Genomic DNA, 14392 nt, shown 5'->3' with positions numbered 1-14392 from the left:
TAACTTATGAAACTCATCGTCCGGGCAGCGTTGTTAACGCTACTCACTGCATTATTTTCAGGGGTCTTAATGGCCCAGGAAAAGCTCACCTTTCGTGCGCCGGACGAGAGTGCCTTTACCAATTATGTCACGGCAGTGCTCGAAGAAGCTTACCGTGAACTCGGTATTCAACTTGAGTACGTTGAGCTGCCTCGTGTCCGTGGCGAGCAACTGGCGGCTGAAGGTACTATTGCCGGAGAGTTGGGCCGAACACCAGCACTGGAAGACAAACGCCGTGAATTACGTCGCGTGCCTTTCCCGTTATTTACTTTCGACGTAATTGCAGTGACTGACCGCCGTCGTTGTGGCTTCTGTCGCCCCGGCAACTATGAAAGCCTGGCGTACGTCAACGGTATGGACGCAATTACTGAAGTTGTCAGTGAGCTCGCAACGACTCCATCGGTGGTAACCCCGACAGACCTAGAGCAAGTGGTTAAACTGGTTGAAGCAGGCCGGGTAGATGCAGCCTTTATGGCAGACTTTCAATACCAGGGGTCTTCACTGAGCAGCAACCCAAACTTTATTACTCACCGGCTTTCTATCGAACAAGGTTTTCATTACCTTAACGAAGAGCATGCCCGGCTTATTCCGCAGCTGACTTACCAGTTACAAAAGCTAAAAGAAAGTGGTCGTATCGAAGAGCTGCAAAAGGCCTATGGGGTGTATGCAGAAAAACCAGCCCAGCCACTTGATGCATCTAAGCCAATTGTTGTTTTGGGCCCTGTCCAAAAAGGGCTGACTAACGCAGACGGCACAGGTGTACTTTGGGCATTTGCAAAACAGGTTTTTCCGCAAATGGCAACTCAACTACACCCGGTTGTAACCAGTTGGCAACGTGCTAAGCAGATGATTCAAGAGGCCCGTGCTGATGCACTTTTAGGGGTGCGCGCCAATCAAAACATTGAAAACATAACGCTGTCGAAATACCACATCGGTTATGACGACAGCCTGTATTTGTTCATGTTAGAAGAAGAAAACGAAGGACCTATTTGTGTATCAGGCCCACGATTCATTGAAGATCTCGTCGATACACAACGCCCGTTCTACCGCGCGGACAGCTCTCTCGATTGCTTTGCGTTGCTGGATATGGAACGGGTAAACGGCGTTGTTGACTACCGGGATAACCTGCCAGACTGGACGGAAAAACCCTACAAACAACAATTAATCGCTGAGCCGAGCCCGTTATTTGTCGCCTTTCCTGACACACAACGGGGTCGTTCGTTAAAGCAGGCGTTCGACAATTACCTGTTTAGTAACGTTAACGAGCCCCCGCAAAATTAAGCTGACGCCAAGCTTCATAGGCGAAAATAGCTACCGAATTTGACAGGTTTAAGCTTCGGCTGGTGTCAGCCATCGGCAATCTCAACCAATTTTCAGACGGAAACGTCTCCAGAACGGACATTGGCAGACCGCGAGTTTCCGGGCCAAATAACAACACATCGTTCTTTTGATACTGCACATCGGTATAGCGAGTTTGTCCTTTCGTCGTACAGGCAAAAATACGGTTATACTCAACGTTAGACAAAAAAGCCTGCCAGTTGTCATGAATGTTAACTTTAGCAAGGTCATGGTAGTCCAAACCGGCACGACGGACTTTTTTCTCATCGAGTTCAAAACCCAGCGGCTTAATTAAGTGAAGTTGCATACCGGTGTTAGCCGCTAAGCGTATGACGTTGCCGGTATTAGGCGGAATTTCAGGCTCAAATAAAACTAAATGCAGCATCGCTCATTTTCATCGCTTTTAGAAAAACGGTAGAATAGCAGAATATTTCTTTTTAATGTGTGCCTAAGCCGTGCCAAAGCAGAAAAATTATCAGCAAAATTACTCTTTTTGGGTTCGTTTAGCCAGTGCTTCATCGGTTGTTGTGGCGGCTACCCTTATTGCTATAAAACTGTTTGCCTGGTTGCAAACTGAGTCTGCCAGTATGCTGGCCTCGTTAACAGACTCCATTCTCGACAGCGGCGCTTCTATTTTCAGTTTTTTTGCCATTCGCTATGCGCTCCAGCCGGCTGACGAAGAGCATCGCTTTGGTCACGGTAAAGCCGAGTCATTAGCGGCTCTCGCACAAAGTGCCTTTATTGCCGGTTCCAGCATGTTGCTAGTTTTTCACAGTGTGCAGCAGCTCATTCAGGGCGGCAACGTTCCGAAAGCTGGTTACGGCATCATTGTTTCTATTATCGCCATACTTATTACAGCGGTTCTTATCACTATTCAACGCATTGCTATACGACAAACGCAGTCACAGGCAATTCAAGCGGACAACTTGCACTACCAGTCTGATATTCTGCTGAATTTGGCCGTCATTGTCGCTCTTATGCTAACCAGTATGGGATGGTTTTGGGCAGACAGCGTCTTCGCCATTGGCATTGCGGTATACCTTATAATTGGTGCTATAAAGATTGGCTGGGACGCGTTCCAGTCATTAATGGACAGAGAGCTGTCTGAGGAACACCAAAAACAAATTGCTGAAGCAACCATGTCGGTTGACGGGGTTAAGGGTTTCCACGGCTTAAGGACTCGTGAGGCGGGTCCGGTTCGCTTTATTCAGCTTCACATTGAGCTCGATAACAGTTTATCGCTACTGCGTGCCCACGCCATTGCGGATGACGTTGAAGCTGAACTGATGAAAGCCTTCCCCGGAGCCGATATTATTGTGCACATGGACCCTGAGATTGTTGCAATAGTGGAAGGGTCTGCTCAACGATAGCGTTCAAGACGGGCGTTCGGTAACAGTCTTTTTCCATCATCAATTCGTGATACGCCCCTTCTATCGTCCTGAAAGTGAAGTGACCTGCTGTCGCTTTTGATGCCACCGCTAATTGCCCTGTTTTCGAGACAACTTTGTCAGCACCGGCTCGAAATAGCGTCACCGGTATGTTTATTTTATTGACGACATCTTGCGCAGCTTCCGAAGCTTTTATCGCCTCATACAACCAATTAAATGTTGGACCTCCAAGCTGCACACTAGGCTGAGCCTCATATCCATCACGAAAAGCATCGTATCGTACCGAGCTTTGCGTCAAAACGTTATCCTCAAACGCAATACGCTGATAATTCTTCATGCCCAGAAAATACCAGGGTCTCGCAAACCAGCGGTTCAGACGCGCTCCAACACTCACGACAAACTTCGCTAAGCTGTACGGGACACCGCCTGTATCAATAGAGAACATAGGAGCTGATAAAATGAGCGACCGATAACTATGCTTATAGTTAGCGCAATAAAGCGTAGCTATGGTGCCCCCCATCGAGTGAGAGAACAGGGTTTTCGGCACATTGCCAAACTCTTTCTCAATTTCATCGTTAAACCGTGCAAAATCACGGACAAAATCATCAAAACTGTCAACGTGCCCCTGATGTGGGTTGTCTGTCAAACGGTCCGACAAACCCTGTCCTCGGTGGTCGATAGCAGTGACAGAAAACCCGTACTGCGCCAGCTCCCAGAATAATTCCTGATACTTTAGTGCAGACTCAATGCGTCCCGGGCTAATAACAACCAGCGGTGCTTCGGTATTGTGTTTATAAAAAGCGTAGTGCAACGTTAAGCCATCGTCAGCTTTAAAGTACCTCGACTCAACCTTTGCGTCCCAAAAAGGCACAATAGTGTCATCAAAAAAGGTCCGCCAAGTCGGCGAGTCATCGGATGGCTTTTGTTTAAGTGGGTCGTTTAGCGACATGCGTGCTGCTCAAATTACCGTTTTGGCAATTCTAGCACGACTTCCAGTCCGCCTTCAGGGTGGTTTCTGGCGGTCAAGCTCCCACCAAGTACAACCGCTGCTCTCTGACTGAGAGCAAGACCAAGTCCGACTCCTGCTTTATGATGGCGAGCCGGATCGCCCCGGTAGAAGGGTTCAAACAATTTCTCCAACGTTGACTCTTCCACCCCCGGACCGTGGTCTCGAATTATCACACAAATATTGTCACGACCCACTTCACAAGCGAGCTCAACGTTATTCTCCGTGTAGTGCAGCGCATTACGTACAATATTCTCGAGTACCAAACGGAATAGCTCCGCATCGGTGTCCACTTCTGGCCAGGCATCACCGAGTTTCACTAAACGCTTCTCAACCTCAGGCTTCTGATAGCACATATCGTTTATTAACTGCTGTACCAGTTCGCCACTGTCCAGAGCCTCTTTGTTCAGTTCTATTAAGCCGTTTTCCAAACGAGATAGCGACAAAATACGCTCTATAATGACGCTCAGCCGCTCCGTGTCTCTGCGCAGCTGCTGCCAGTTGGGATCATCCTGACTTACGTCGGTTTCGGTTAAGTCCAGAGCAACCTGCATACGCGCCATTGGCGAACGCAGTTCGTGTGACACGTCGCTTAAAAGCCGGCGTTGGGCGTCTCTCGATTTCGCTAAATCCAGTGCCGTTTGCGACAAAGCTCGCGCCAGCTCGCCCACTTCATCACCCCGCTTTGGTAGTCGCTTTAAATCAGGCTTCGCACTGCCTTTTGCCACTTCGCGCATACCTAATATCATTCGGCGAATAGGGCGAATAAGCCAAATACCTAACAAAATAGCCAACATGCCACTGCCGATAATAACGGTCAGTGCACGCGCCTCCATCGACTCTTGTTCAAGTTGCTCTTTATCGACGTATTCCTCAGGACCTAATGGTCGTGTCACCAGTATTTTATTGCCATTAAGCTCGAAGGGACCCATCAACAATCGTTCGTCGAGGGGAATTTGCTGCGGTTGTTCCTGACCTAACATTCGCAATAACGTTGAACCGTGTTTAATGCGCAGCAGTTCATCCATCAGGAGTTTTTCGCTACCGGTATTCGACAATTGCGCAGCGACTCGGTAATCACCGGCAATGAGGCGTCCGGGCTGCAGGGAGTGAAAGGTTAGCGCGTCGCTCAAAAGCGGTTGCAGGGTTTGGTATATTTCAGGTTTAAGCGGAGAAAGCTCCGCCTTAGGTTTGTTCCATATCGCAAGCAGGTAACCGCTGGCGGCAGTCACTGATAGCAGCGCCCAGAAAACCAGCAGCAACCTTAAGGTTAATGACCGATACCACCGCGTGCGTTGTGTTTTCATAGACTCGCAAGTAAGCGATACCCACGACCACGAATGGTTTGAATACGATCAGGTTTAGTCGGTAATTTTTTACGAATATTACTGATGTGGACATCTAAACTGCGATCAAAAGGCTCCATTTTTCGGCCTAGCGCCGCTACCGACAGCTGATCTTTACTGACCATGTGCCCAGCTTGCTGCATTAAACAACGTAAAATATCGAATTCAGTCGGCGTTAATATAAGCTCAGAGCCATCACAATGCACTTCGGTTGTTGCAGGATCTAAATTAATGCCACACACCGACAAACGCTCACTCTGCATCGTGGTGTTTGGCGTGCGACGTAGCAATGCTTTAACCCGCGCAACCAGTTCCCGTGGATTAAAAGGTTTAGGCAAGTAGTCATCGGCACCCAGCTCAAGACCCATAACACGATCTTCGTCGTCGCCGCGAGCGGTCAGCATTAACACTGCAGTATCTCGGTGTTGCTGACGCAGCCGTTGCAACAGCTGCATACCATCGATACCCGGCAACATAACGTCCAGCAATATAAGCTCGTAGTCGCCGTTGAGAGCTTCATCGAGACCGGTCACGCCGTCTTCCGCCGTTGTTAGATCAACAGATTCTCGCTTAAACAACTCCGTCAGCATGACGGACATTTCGCTATCATCATCAATGAGTAGTACTGAATGTCTCATAACTTGTTGTTCTCTCCAGAAATAAATCCATGGTCCAAAATGACCGCTCAATATACGACCCAATTTACAGAACTTTTACTTTAGCAGGTTTTTCCGTTTTCGGGTGAGTGTATTACGCCCCCAACCCAACCATAGCGCGGCTTTTTGTTTATGCCCGTCAAAACGGGCTAACGCATGTTCTAAAGCAATTTGTTCGAGTCGGCGCTGGTACTGAGTCAGTACGTCAGTATTATCATCGGGGATTGCAGCCAGCTCATCGCTTAATAGACCCAACCAACTGTCTAAAGTTTCACGATTTATCGCTGCTACTGACTCAGTCCGAGTGTCGTCTTTAGCCACAATATCTTCGGGCAGGTCATCGACGCCCACACGTTGACCGGGCGCCATGACGGTTAACCAACGACAGGTATTTTCCAGTTGACGCACGTTGCCCGGCCAGCCGTAATTCTTTAGTGCTGCCATTGCTTCTTTAGACAACTTCTTCGCCGTCACATGAAGTTCGTTCGCGGCACTTTCTAAGAAATGCTCAACCAGCATAGGGATGTCATTTTTTCGTTCACGCAGTGGTGGTAACTTAAGCCGAATAACATTGAGTCGGTGATACAAGTCATCTCGAAACTGACCTTTAGCAACCAATGCTTCCAAAGAACGATGCGTTGCTGCAATAACCCTAACATCGACCTCTATGGGTTGATGCGCCCCCACCGGGTAAAACTGTCCTTCAGCTAGCACCCTCAGTAACCGGGTCTGCACCGACAACGGCATATCGCCTATTTCATCCAGAAACAGCGTGCCTCCATTGGCTTGTTCAAAACGACCCATGCGCTTTTTATCAGCGCCGGTAAAGGCCCCACGCTCATGCCCAAACAGCTCCGATTCGATGAGCTCCCCTGGAATAGCAGCCATATTTAACGCAATGAAAGGTCTCTCAGTTCGAGGGCTGTGCTTATGCAATGCTCGCGCGATCAGCTCTTTACCCGTTCCCGTTTCTCCCGTCAGCAGTACACTCACGCTGGATGACGACAGTCGCCCAATAGCACGGAACACATCCTGCATAGCAGGCGCTTCGCCGATAATTTCAGGAACTTTTGCTGCTTTAGCGGGCTGTGAACCTTGTTTATTCTCAATCAGGTGTCGGAGTGCACGGTCCACCGTAGTCAGCGCTTCATCAATATCAAACGGCTTTGGCAAATACTCAAATGCGCCGCCCTGAAAGGCTTTAACTGTCGTATCTAAGTCAGAATGAGCGGTCATAACGACTACCGGCATACCCGGGTAGTTTTCTTGCAGCCTTTTTAACACCGCCAGTCCATCGTCACCGGGCATGCGGATGTCCGTCATCACCACACTCGGCTGACTCTGTTCAAGTTCGCTGAAAAATGTAGCGCTGTCAGAAAAAGTGCGTACGCGATAACGACTGTTTGCGAAGGCCTTTTCCAATACCCAGCGAATAGACTCATCGTCGTCAATTATCCATAAACTTGCGTCAGTCATTTCCCGAGCCCTCACTCACATAAGGTAAATAGACAGAAAATTGAGTGCGCCCCGGTTCAGAGCTGACCTCAATTTTGCCTTTATGCTGGTGCACAATGGTTTGCGCCAGAGACAGTCCCAGCCCCGTACCCTCTGCTCTGCCGCTAACTAACGGATAAAACAGGGTGTTACGAAGCTCGTCAGAAATGCCAGGACCATTATCGATAAAGTGAACCACAGCGCATTGCCGGTAACGCTCTCCGAAAAGCGTTAACTGATGCTCAACCCGAGTTCTTACAATGAGCTTCCCTTTGCCGTTCATCGCTTGTGCTGCATTTTTTGCAATGTTTAAAAACACCTGCTCACAGCTTTCTTCGACAATCATAATATCCGGCAATGACGGGTCGTAGTCGCGAACAATGTTCAGTGCATCGCCGTATTCATAAGACAACGTCTTCGCCACGCGCTCCGTTATTTCATGCACATTGACCCGTTCTCGCTTGCCGGGCTTCATAGGGCCTAACAGGCGATCGACCAAAAAACGCAAACGGTCAGACTGACTGATAATTAAGTCCGTGTATTCTTTTAAATAATCGTCGTTCAGCTCACGCGCCAACAGCTGCGCCGCGCCGCGTAGTCCGCCTAATGGGTTTTTTATTTCATGCGCCATACCACGCAATAAATGCTGGGTAGCAAACAATTGGTTCCGCTGTTGGTCTTCCTGATTAATGCGGCGCAGTTGGTCCGCCTTGCGAAGCTCCATCAACAACAGTGTTTGACCGTCATCCTGAATGGTCTGAATGCACACATCGACGGTAATTCGATGCCCTGAATGCAAAGCGAATTCCGCATCCGTATTGAGCACTCTTTGCTCATAATGAAAGCAATTGGCAATGGTTTCACTGGCTAACGAGCACTGAAAAAAAGCCGTCGAGAAAGGCTCTCCAAGCAAACGCTTCGCACTATGATCAAACAGGGACTCCGCTGCCGAATTAACGTAGCGAATAGTAAGACTCTCGTCTAAAACGAGTATCCCGGTCAGAAGTTGATTAATTAAAGAATGAGTATTCACAAGGGAAGATTAGCTTATGCACCATATTGGTGCAAATAAAAAGGGCAGTATAAACCGCCCTCTAAAGGTTGTTAAACACTGTAGTACATGTCGAATTCAACAGGGTGTGTTGTCTTCTTCAGTGTTTCAACTTCGTTGTACTTCAGACCAATGTACGCATCGATCATGTCATCGTCCATGACACCACCTTGCTTCAGGAAGTCACGGTCTTTATCCAGTGCTTCCAGCGCCATTTCTAACGAATGACAAACGGTCGGAATATCCTTTGCCTCTTCTGGTGGCAAGTTATATAAGTCCTTATCCATTGCATCACCCGGGTGAATCTTGTTACGAATACCGTCAAGACCAGCCATAAGCAGCGCAGTGAAACATAGGTAAGGGTTCGCGCTTGGATCAGGGAAGCGTACCTCAATACGACGGGCTTTAGCACTCGACACCAACGGAATACGAATGGACGCTGAACGGTTACGCGCTGAGTAAGCCAGCATAACCGGCGCTTCAAAACCAGGAACCAAACGTTTATATGAGTTCGTTGATGCGTTTGCGAAGGCGTTAATCGCGCGAGCATGCTTAACAATACCGCCAATGTAATACAACGCGGTTTCACTCAAACCAGCGTACTGATCACCGGCAAATAGGTTTTCACCGCCTTTGTTCAGTGACATGTGTACGTGCATACCAGAGCCGTTATCACCGACTAATGGCTTAGGCATAAAGGTTGCTGTCATGCCATAAGAGTGCGCGACGTTATGAACAACGTATTTGTACACCTGAAGCTCGTCGGCTTTAGTCGTTAAGGTGTTGAAACGGGTCGCTACCTCGTTCTGACCGGCTGTCGCCACCTCATGGTGGTGCGCCTCAACCACTAAACCCATGTCTTCCATAACCAAACTCATGGTGCCACGAATGTCGTGAGCTGAGTCAACCGGAGGTACCGGGAAGTAACCGCCTTTCACGCCCGGACGGTGAGCCATGTTGCCTTCAGAATATTCTCGACCCGAGTTCCACTCAGCTTCATCAGCATCAATTTTGTAGAACGAACCGCTCATGTCGGTACGGAAACGAACGTCGTTGAACAGGAAGAACTCTGGCTCAGGACCAAAATAAGCCTCATCAGCAATGCCTGAGCTGCGCAAGAACTCTTCCGCACGTTTGGCAATAGAACGAGGGTCACGACTGTAACCTTGCAGCGTTTCAGGCTCTAAAATGTCGCAACGAATATTCAGGGTCATTTCATCAGTGAACGGGTCTAATACTGCCGACTCGTTGTCCGGCATCAGCACCATGTCTGATTCATTAATACCTTTCCAGCCCGCAATTGACGAGCCGTCAAACATTTTGCCTTCTTCAAAGAAGTCGTCATCGATTTGCGACACCGGGATAGTGACGTGTTGTTCTTTACCCTTAGTATCGGTAAAGCGTAGGTCGACGAATTTTACGTCGTTTTCTTTAATGGTATCGAAAATCTTATCAGCTGACATGTTGTCCTCCAGTAGACAGCGTCTTTTTAAAAGTAACAGGCACAGTATAGCAAAGCTTATGCCAATTTACTTTCCTTTATAAATCAAAAGGTTGCTTAAAATCATTTATTTCGCACCAACAAATTCGCACCACTATAGCCCATTACGCACCATGACGGTGCAAACGATCACAGTAAGTCTCGAAACTATTGTCCGATTATTCAGTAAAAATAGCGAACAAAAAACAATCAGGTCTTTTTTAATAGAGTCTAAGAAGGTAGAATACGCCGCTATTTTTCATAAACCCCCGTCGGAAGGGTTGGGTTTACACTCACTACCGACAAACACAGGCTTTCTTAATGACAACTCAGGCATTTGATATCAATAAGCTTCGCAACATTGCGATTATTGCGCACGTAGACCATGGTAAAACCACACTGGTCGACAAACTACTTCAACAATCTGGCACCTTAGAAAGTCGTGGTGAGCTCGAAGAGCGCATCATGGACTCTAACGATCTGGAAAAAGAACGCGGCATTACCATTTTGGCAAAAAATACAGCCGTTAACTGGCAAGACTACCGCATCAACATTCTGGACACTCCTGGACACGCTGACTTTGGCGGTGAAGTAGAACGTGTATTATCAATGGCTGACTCCGTATTGCTGGTGGTCGACGCTGTTGACGGTCCTATGCCGCAAACTCGTTTCGTTACACAGAAAGCGTTCGAGCACGGTTTGAACCCAATTCTTGTCATCAACAAAATCGACCGTCCCGGCGCTCGCCCTGACTGGGTCATGGACCAAGTATTCGACTTGTTCGATAACTTAGGCGCTACTGATGAGCAGTTAGACTTCCCTGTGGTTTACGCATCAGCTCTAAACGGTTGGGCGACTCGTGAAGAAGAAACGGTTGGCGACAACATGACACCGTTGTTCGAAACTATCGTCAATGAAGTTAGCCACCCGGACGCAGACCCTGACGCTGACTTACAGATGCAAATTTCGCAGCTGGATTACTCAAGCTACCTTGGCGTTATCGGTATTGGTCGTGTGACTCGCGGTAGCGTGAAAGTCAACCAACCCGTGACCATTGTTGGTGCTGACGGTAAAGAGCGTAGCGGTAAAATTGGTAAAGTATTTAACTACCTGGGCCTTGACCGCATTGACGCTGAATCAGCGCATGCAGGCGACATTTGTGCCATAACCGGTTTGGGTGAACTGAAAATTTCAGATACCGTTTGTGCGGTTGGCGCAGCTGAAGCAATGAAACCTCTAAGCGTTGACGAACCAACGGTTACCATGACGTTCCAGGTCAACACCTCTCCGTTCGCGGGTAAAGAAGGTAAGTTCGTTACTTCACGTCAAATTCTTGAACGCTTACAGCAAGAGCTGGTTCACAACGTTGCGCTTCGCGTTGAAGAAACGGACAACCCGGATAAATTCCGCGTATCAGGCCGTGGTGAATTGCACTTAGGTGTATTAATCGAGAACATGCGCCGCGAAGGCTTCGAACTGGCTGTATCTCGCCCGGAAGTTATCATCAAAGAAGAAGACGGTAAGAAAATGGAACCGTATGAGTCTTTGACGGTTGATATTGAAGAGCAGCACCAAGGTGCAGTCATGGAAAAACTTGGCTTACGTAAAGCCGAGATGACAAACATGACACCTGACGGTAAAGGCCGTGTTCGTGTCGACTTCGAAGTACCAAGCCGTGGCTTAATTGGCTTCCAGACTGAGTTCATGACATTAACGTCAGGCACAGGCTTGATGTACCACACGTTTGACCATTACGGCCCGCACAAAGGCGGCACTATTGGCCAACGCGTAAACGGCGTACTCATTTCGAACGCCCAGGGTAAAGCACTGACTTACGCACTGTTTAACCTGCAAGAGCGCGGTAAATTATTCGCAGCACACGGCGACGAAGTTTATGAAGGCCAGGTTATTGGTATTCATAACCGTTCGAACGACTTAACTGTTAACTGCCTTAAAGGTAAGCAGCTGACCAACGTTCGTGCTTCAGGTACAGACGACGCTCAAACACTGAGCCCGCCAATTAAGTACACACTGGAGCAAGCGCTTGAGTTTATCAACGACGACGAACTGGTTGAGGTTACGCCTGAATCTATCCGTATTCGTAAGCGTGCTTTAACAGAGAACGAGCGTAAACGCCTTGGCCGCGAGTCAAAAGGCTAAATAGACGTTTAGCAAATAAGAAACAGCCCCGCTTCGAATGCGGGGCTTTTTGTATTTAACGCTTTGTTTACCTAAGCCTAACTGGCTGCCATCATTTCTGGTCGCGGCAAAACAAAATAGAAAATAGAAAAGAAGTGAAAAATACTGCCTGCTAAGACAAACAAATGCCAAATAGCATGATGATAAGGCAGTGACTTCCAGACATAAAAAATAACGCCGAAAGTATAAGCCAGCCCTCCTGCTACCAATAACATCAAGCCACCGAAATCGACATTATCTATCATGGGTTTTATCGCAATAAGCGCCATCCAGCCCAAACCTAAATATAAGCTCAGCGACAGCCATTTAATGCGTTTGGTCATAGCGAGCTCCAACACAACCCCGACTATTGCTATGCCCCAGACTATGCCCAATAACGTCCAGCCCCAGGCGCCGCGTAAGTTTATCAGTGCAAAGGGTGTATAGGTGCCGGCAATGAGAATATAAATAGCCGCATGATCAAGCTGCTGAAAAACGGCCTTAATATTCGGCCATGGAAACGCGTGATAAAGCGTCGAAGCCGTGTAAAGCAAAATAAGACTAGCCCCGTAAATGCTGGCTGCTACCACGTGCCAAGCATCACCATACGCGACGGACCAAAGTATCATGACAACCAAAGCCGCAATGCTTAATACTGCACCCATGCCATGCGTCAATGCATGAGCGACTTCCTCCATCGCCGTATAGGCTTTTTGTTCAGTCATCGTTCATACCCTGGCGTTTCGTAACCTTCGGCTATATTCTTAACCGCTCTAATAAACTTATCAACCTGCGACTGATTTTCGTAATTCAGATGATAAGAGCTATGAAACTGCAGCGTCAGCGTCACACCGTAGCCTTCTAAAAACACCGTATAGCCGTCGTGGTCGGTATAAGCTTCAATGCCATCTAAATAATGGCGTCCCTGGCGAGCTTCACCATGAGTCTGAATTTTCTCGTAAGCATCAAGCATCAGTTTTGTGTCTAGCTCGTTTTTCATGCCGCACCTCTTCTTATTGAAATGTATACCTTCATTATTGGGGTCTAAAACCATTTCGACAACCAATTTGGAACAAATGTTTGAATTTAGTTGCCTAATCTTTTACATACACATGTGCATGATTAACCAGAATCCGTTATAATAATGAACGAATGTTAAGTAATTGGAGTTCACAATGGTTAGACGCACAAAAGAAGACGCCATGGAAACTCGCTCCAAGTTACTGGACGCTGCAGAAGCTTTGTTCAGTGAAAAGGGGGTTACCCAGACGTCTATGATGCAAGTGGCAGAGAAAGCAGGCGTCACTCGTGGTGCGATATACCATCATTTTGAAAATAAAATGGATCTCATTGAGTCGTTGATGGGGCGCGTTAAGTTGCCTATCGACGAAATGCGTGAGCAAATTTCAGAAACCAGTGAGTTTGAGATTCTTGAAGAAATAAAAGCCCGCTCTAAAGAGTTTTTGGCAAGGATTCAAAACGAGCCACAGGTACAATCGCTTGCCAGTATACTGCTGCACAAGTGCGAATATATCGACGAGGTTAACCCTATAAAACTTCGCCACGTCAGCGGCCGGAATGAGTGTATTAATGATGTTGAAGGTCTTTTCCAAAAAGCTATAGACGCTGGCGAAATCGCTCAGTCTGTCAATGCAAGAACGGCAGTTATTGGTTTGTTTTCTTTAGTTGATGGGCTCATTTATAACTGGTTACTGGCGCCCGACTTCTTCCCGTTGGTTGAGTACGGCAATACCGCTATAGACACTTATGTCAAAGGATTGCCGCGTTAAACACCACTAAGGTTCATTGCTGTCGCCGCGTCGCCGGCGCCAGCCAAAGCCCAAATAGTATGGGCCTAGTTCCTGAACCAATTGCCAGTCAATCACTAACGGCTGTCTCCCTGGCGCAGGAAATTAACCAGAAACTCTTCGTCCATTGATGCGATAGCGCTGTCATTCGCTTTAGGACAGCTTGCACACATAGGTGCCGTCCACGCCCCCACGTTCGCCAGTATGTCACGCAAATGACTGACCGCTCTCAAACCACCTAGGCCACCGGGAGACGCAGCCGCCAAAAGAACGGTTTTATTGCCCCAGGCGCCAATATCAACGCGAGACACCCAGTCAATCGCATTTTTAATTAACGGAGATACCGACGAATTATATTCAGGGCTCACTAACACCACTTTGTCTGCGGCATCAATGGCTTTCGCCAACGCCTGCATCGACTCTGGTACACCTTCTGCTTCTTCCAGGTCCCCATGGTAAATCGGTGCATCGAGCGCGTCGGCGTCGAGCAGCTTATGCTGTATACCATGCTTTTCAGCCACCTCGACTAATCGATGCTTAAGCTTTGCATTCAGTGATTCTTTGCGGCGGCTGCCCCCGATAAATAATACCGTCATACTGTCTCCTAA

Annotated in this window: 14 protein-coding genes; 4 read left to right on the top strand and 10 right to left on the bottom strand. The window is 48.0% G+C overall.

What is annotated here, in order from left to right:
• The first annotated feature begins 6 nt into the window (after positions 1 to 6).
• Entirely contained in the window at positions 7 to 1320 is a 1314-nt protein-coding gene (locus BLT32_RS06525; protein ID WP_053953360.1) for a hypothetical protein, read from the top strand.
• Here BLT32_RS06525 and trmL read toward each other — a convergent pair.
• Positions 1298 to 1762 (bottom strand): tRNA (uridine(34)/cytosine(34)/5-carboxymethylaminomethyluridine(34)-2'-O)-methyltransferase TrmL, encoded by a 465-nt coding sequence (gene trmL, locus BLT32_RS06520; RefSeq protein ID WP_053953361.1) that lies wholly within the window; start codon positions 1760 to 1762, stop codon positions 1298 to 1300. The genes BLT32_RS06525 and trmL overlap by 23 nt on opposite strands.
• A gap of 70 nt (positions 1763 to 1832) precedes the next feature.
• Here trmL and fieF point away from each other — a divergent pair, with 70 nt between their 5' ends.
• Complete coding sequence (gene fieF, locus BLT32_RS06515; RefSeq protein ID WP_053953362.1) at positions 1833 to 2747, top strand: cation efflux pump FieF; 915 nt, start codon at positions 1833 to 1835, stop codon at positions 2745 to 2747.
• Here fieF and BLT32_RS06510 read toward each other — a convergent pair.
• From BLT32_RS06510 to glnA, 6 genes are all read right to left on the bottom strand, one after another.
• Entirely contained in the window at positions 2689 to 3714 is a 1026-nt protein-coding gene (locus tag BLT32_RS06510) for an alpha/beta hydrolase (RefSeq protein WP_053953363.1), read from the bottom strand. The genes fieF and BLT32_RS06510 overlap by 59 nt on opposite strands.
• Before the next feature lie 14 nt (positions 3715 to 3728).
• Entirely contained in the window at positions 3729 to 5078 is a 1350-nt protein-coding gene (locus BLT32_RS06505; protein WP_053953364.1) for a sensor histidine kinase, read from the bottom strand.
• Complete coding sequence (locus BLT32_RS06500) at positions 5075 to 5755, bottom strand: response regulator transcription factor (protein ID WP_053953365.1); 681 nt, start codon at positions 5753 to 5755, stop codon at positions 5075 to 5077. The genes BLT32_RS06505 and BLT32_RS06500 overlap by 4 nt, the downstream gene beginning before the upstream one ends.
• Before the next feature lie 75 nt (positions 5756 to 5830).
• Positions 5831 to 7249 (bottom strand): nitrogen regulation protein NR(I), encoded by a 1419-nt coding sequence (ntrC, locus tag BLT32_RS06495; RefSeq protein WP_053953366.1) that lies wholly within the window; start codon positions 7247 to 7249, stop codon positions 5831 to 5833.
• The gene (glnL, locus tag BLT32_RS06490) at positions 7242 to 8300 is read right to left on the bottom strand and encodes a nitrogen regulation protein NR(II) (RefSeq protein WP_053953367.1); all 1059 of its coding nucleotides are present in this window, start codon (positions 8298 to 8300) and stop codon (positions 7242 to 7244) included. Before glnL ends, ntrC begins: the two co-directional genes overlap by 8 nt.
• Positions 8301 to 8371: 71 nt before the next feature.
• On the bottom strand, positions 8372 to 9781 hold the full coding sequence (gene glnA / locus BLT32_RS06485; protein WP_053953368.1) for a glutamate--ammonia ligase: 1410 nt from the start codon (positions 9779 to 9781) through the stop codon (positions 8372 to 8374).
• Positions 9782 to 10119: 338 nt separating this feature from the next.
• On the opposite strand from glnA, the gene typA reads away from it, so the two are divergent.
• Positions 10120 to 11958, top strand: a complete 1839-nt coding sequence (gene typA / locus BLT32_RS06480) for a translational GTPase TypA (protein WP_053953369.1) — start codon at positions 10120 to 10122, stop codon at positions 11956 to 11958.
• A gap of 77 nt (positions 11959 to 12035) precedes the next feature.
• Here the strand turns inward: typA and trhA are convergent, their stop codons facing one another.
• Both trhA and BLT32_RS06470 read right to left on the bottom strand, forming a co-directional pair.
• Entirely contained in the window at positions 12036 to 12701 is a 666-nt protein-coding gene (trhA, locus tag BLT32_RS06475) for a PAQR family membrane homeostasis protein TrhA (RefSeq protein ID WP_053953370.1), read from the bottom strand.
• Positions 12698 to 12976 carry a DUF3081 domain-containing protein gene (locus tag BLT32_RS06470; RefSeq protein WP_053953371.1) on the bottom strand — a complete coding sequence of 93 codons (279 nt, stop codon included), beginning with the start codon at positions 12974 to 12976 and terminating at the stop codon, positions 12698 to 12700. Before BLT32_RS06470 ends, trhA begins: the two co-directional genes overlap by 4 nt.
• Before the next feature lie 175 nt (positions 12977 to 13151).
• Here BLT32_RS06470 and BLT32_RS06465 point away from each other — a divergent pair, with 175 nt between their 5' ends.
• The gene (locus BLT32_RS06465) at positions 13152 to 13766 is read left to right on the top strand and encodes a TetR family transcriptional regulator (protein WP_053953372.1); all 615 of its coding nucleotides are present in this window, start codon (positions 13152 to 13154) and stop codon (positions 13764 to 13766) included.
• 95 nt (positions 13767 to 13861) lie between these two features.
• On the opposite strand, the gene BLT32_RS06460 is transcribed toward BLT32_RS06465, so the two are convergent.
• The gene (locus BLT32_RS06460) at positions 13862 to 14380 is read right to left on the bottom strand and encodes an NADPH-dependent FMN reductase (RefSeq protein WP_053953373.1); all 519 of its coding nucleotides are present in this window, start codon (positions 14378 to 14380) and stop codon (positions 13862 to 13864) included.
• Positions 14381 to 14392 lie beyond the last annotated feature (12 nt).

This window comes from Idiomarina zobellii (assembly GCF_900100855.1).
Lineage (GTDB): Bacteria > Pseudomonadota > Gammaproteobacteria > Enterobacterales > Alteromonadaceae > Idiomarina > Idiomarina zobellii.
The sequence above is the reverse complement of the archived record's forward strand: the minus strand, read 5'-3'. Positions and strand labels throughout refer to the sequence as shown.

What these genes read in the sequence shown, in the direction of transcription:
- BLT32_RS06470 (WP_053953371.1), bottom strand. Translation starts at nt 12,976, where the DNA reads ATGAAAAACGAGCTAGACACAAAACTGATGCTTGATGCTTACGAGAAA.
- typA (WP_053953369.1), top strand. Translation starts at nt 10,120, where the DNA reads ATGACAACTCAGGCATTTGATATCAATAAGCTTCGCAACATTGCGATT.
- BLT32_RS06500 (WP_053953365.1), bottom strand. Translation starts at nt 5,755, where the DNA reads ATGAGACATTCAGTACTACTCATTGATGATGATAGCGAAATGTCCGTC.
- trhA (WP_053953370.1), bottom strand. Translation starts at nt 12,701, where the DNA reads ATGACTGAACAAAAAGCCTATACGGCGATGGAGGAAGTCGCTCATGCA.
- glnA (WP_053953368.1), bottom strand. Translation starts at nt 9,781, where the DNA reads ATGTCAGCTGATAAGATTTTCGATACCATTAAAGAAAACGACGTAAAA.
- ntrC (WP_053953366.1), bottom strand. Translation starts at nt 7,249, where the DNA reads ATGACTGACGCAAGTTTATGGATAATTGACGACGATGAGTCTATTCGC.
- trmL (WP_053953361.1), bottom strand. Translation starts at nt 1,762, where the DNA reads ATGCTGCATTTAGTTTTATTTGAGCCTGAAATTCCGCCTAATACCGGC.
- BLT32_RS06525 (WP_053953360.1), top strand. Translation starts at nt 7, where the DNA reads ATGAAACTCATCGTCCGGGCAGCGTTGTTAACGCTACTCACTGCATTA.
- BLT32_RS06505 (WP_053953364.1), bottom strand. Translation starts at nt 5,078, where the DNA reads ATGAAAACACAACGCACGCGGTGGTATCGGTCATTAACCTTAAGGTTG.
- BLT32_RS06510 (WP_053953363.1), bottom strand. Translation starts at nt 3,714, where the DNA reads ATGTCGCTAAACGACCCACTTAAACAAAAGCCATCCGATGACTCGCCG.
- BLT32_RS06460 (WP_053953373.1), bottom strand. Translation starts at nt 14,380, where the DNA reads ATGACGGTATTATTTATCGGGGGCAGCCGCCGCAAAGAATCACTGAAT.
- BLT32_RS06465 (WP_053953372.1), top strand. Translation starts at nt 13,152, where the DNA reads ATGGTTAGACGCACAAAAGAAGACGCCATGGAAACTCGCTCCAAGTTA.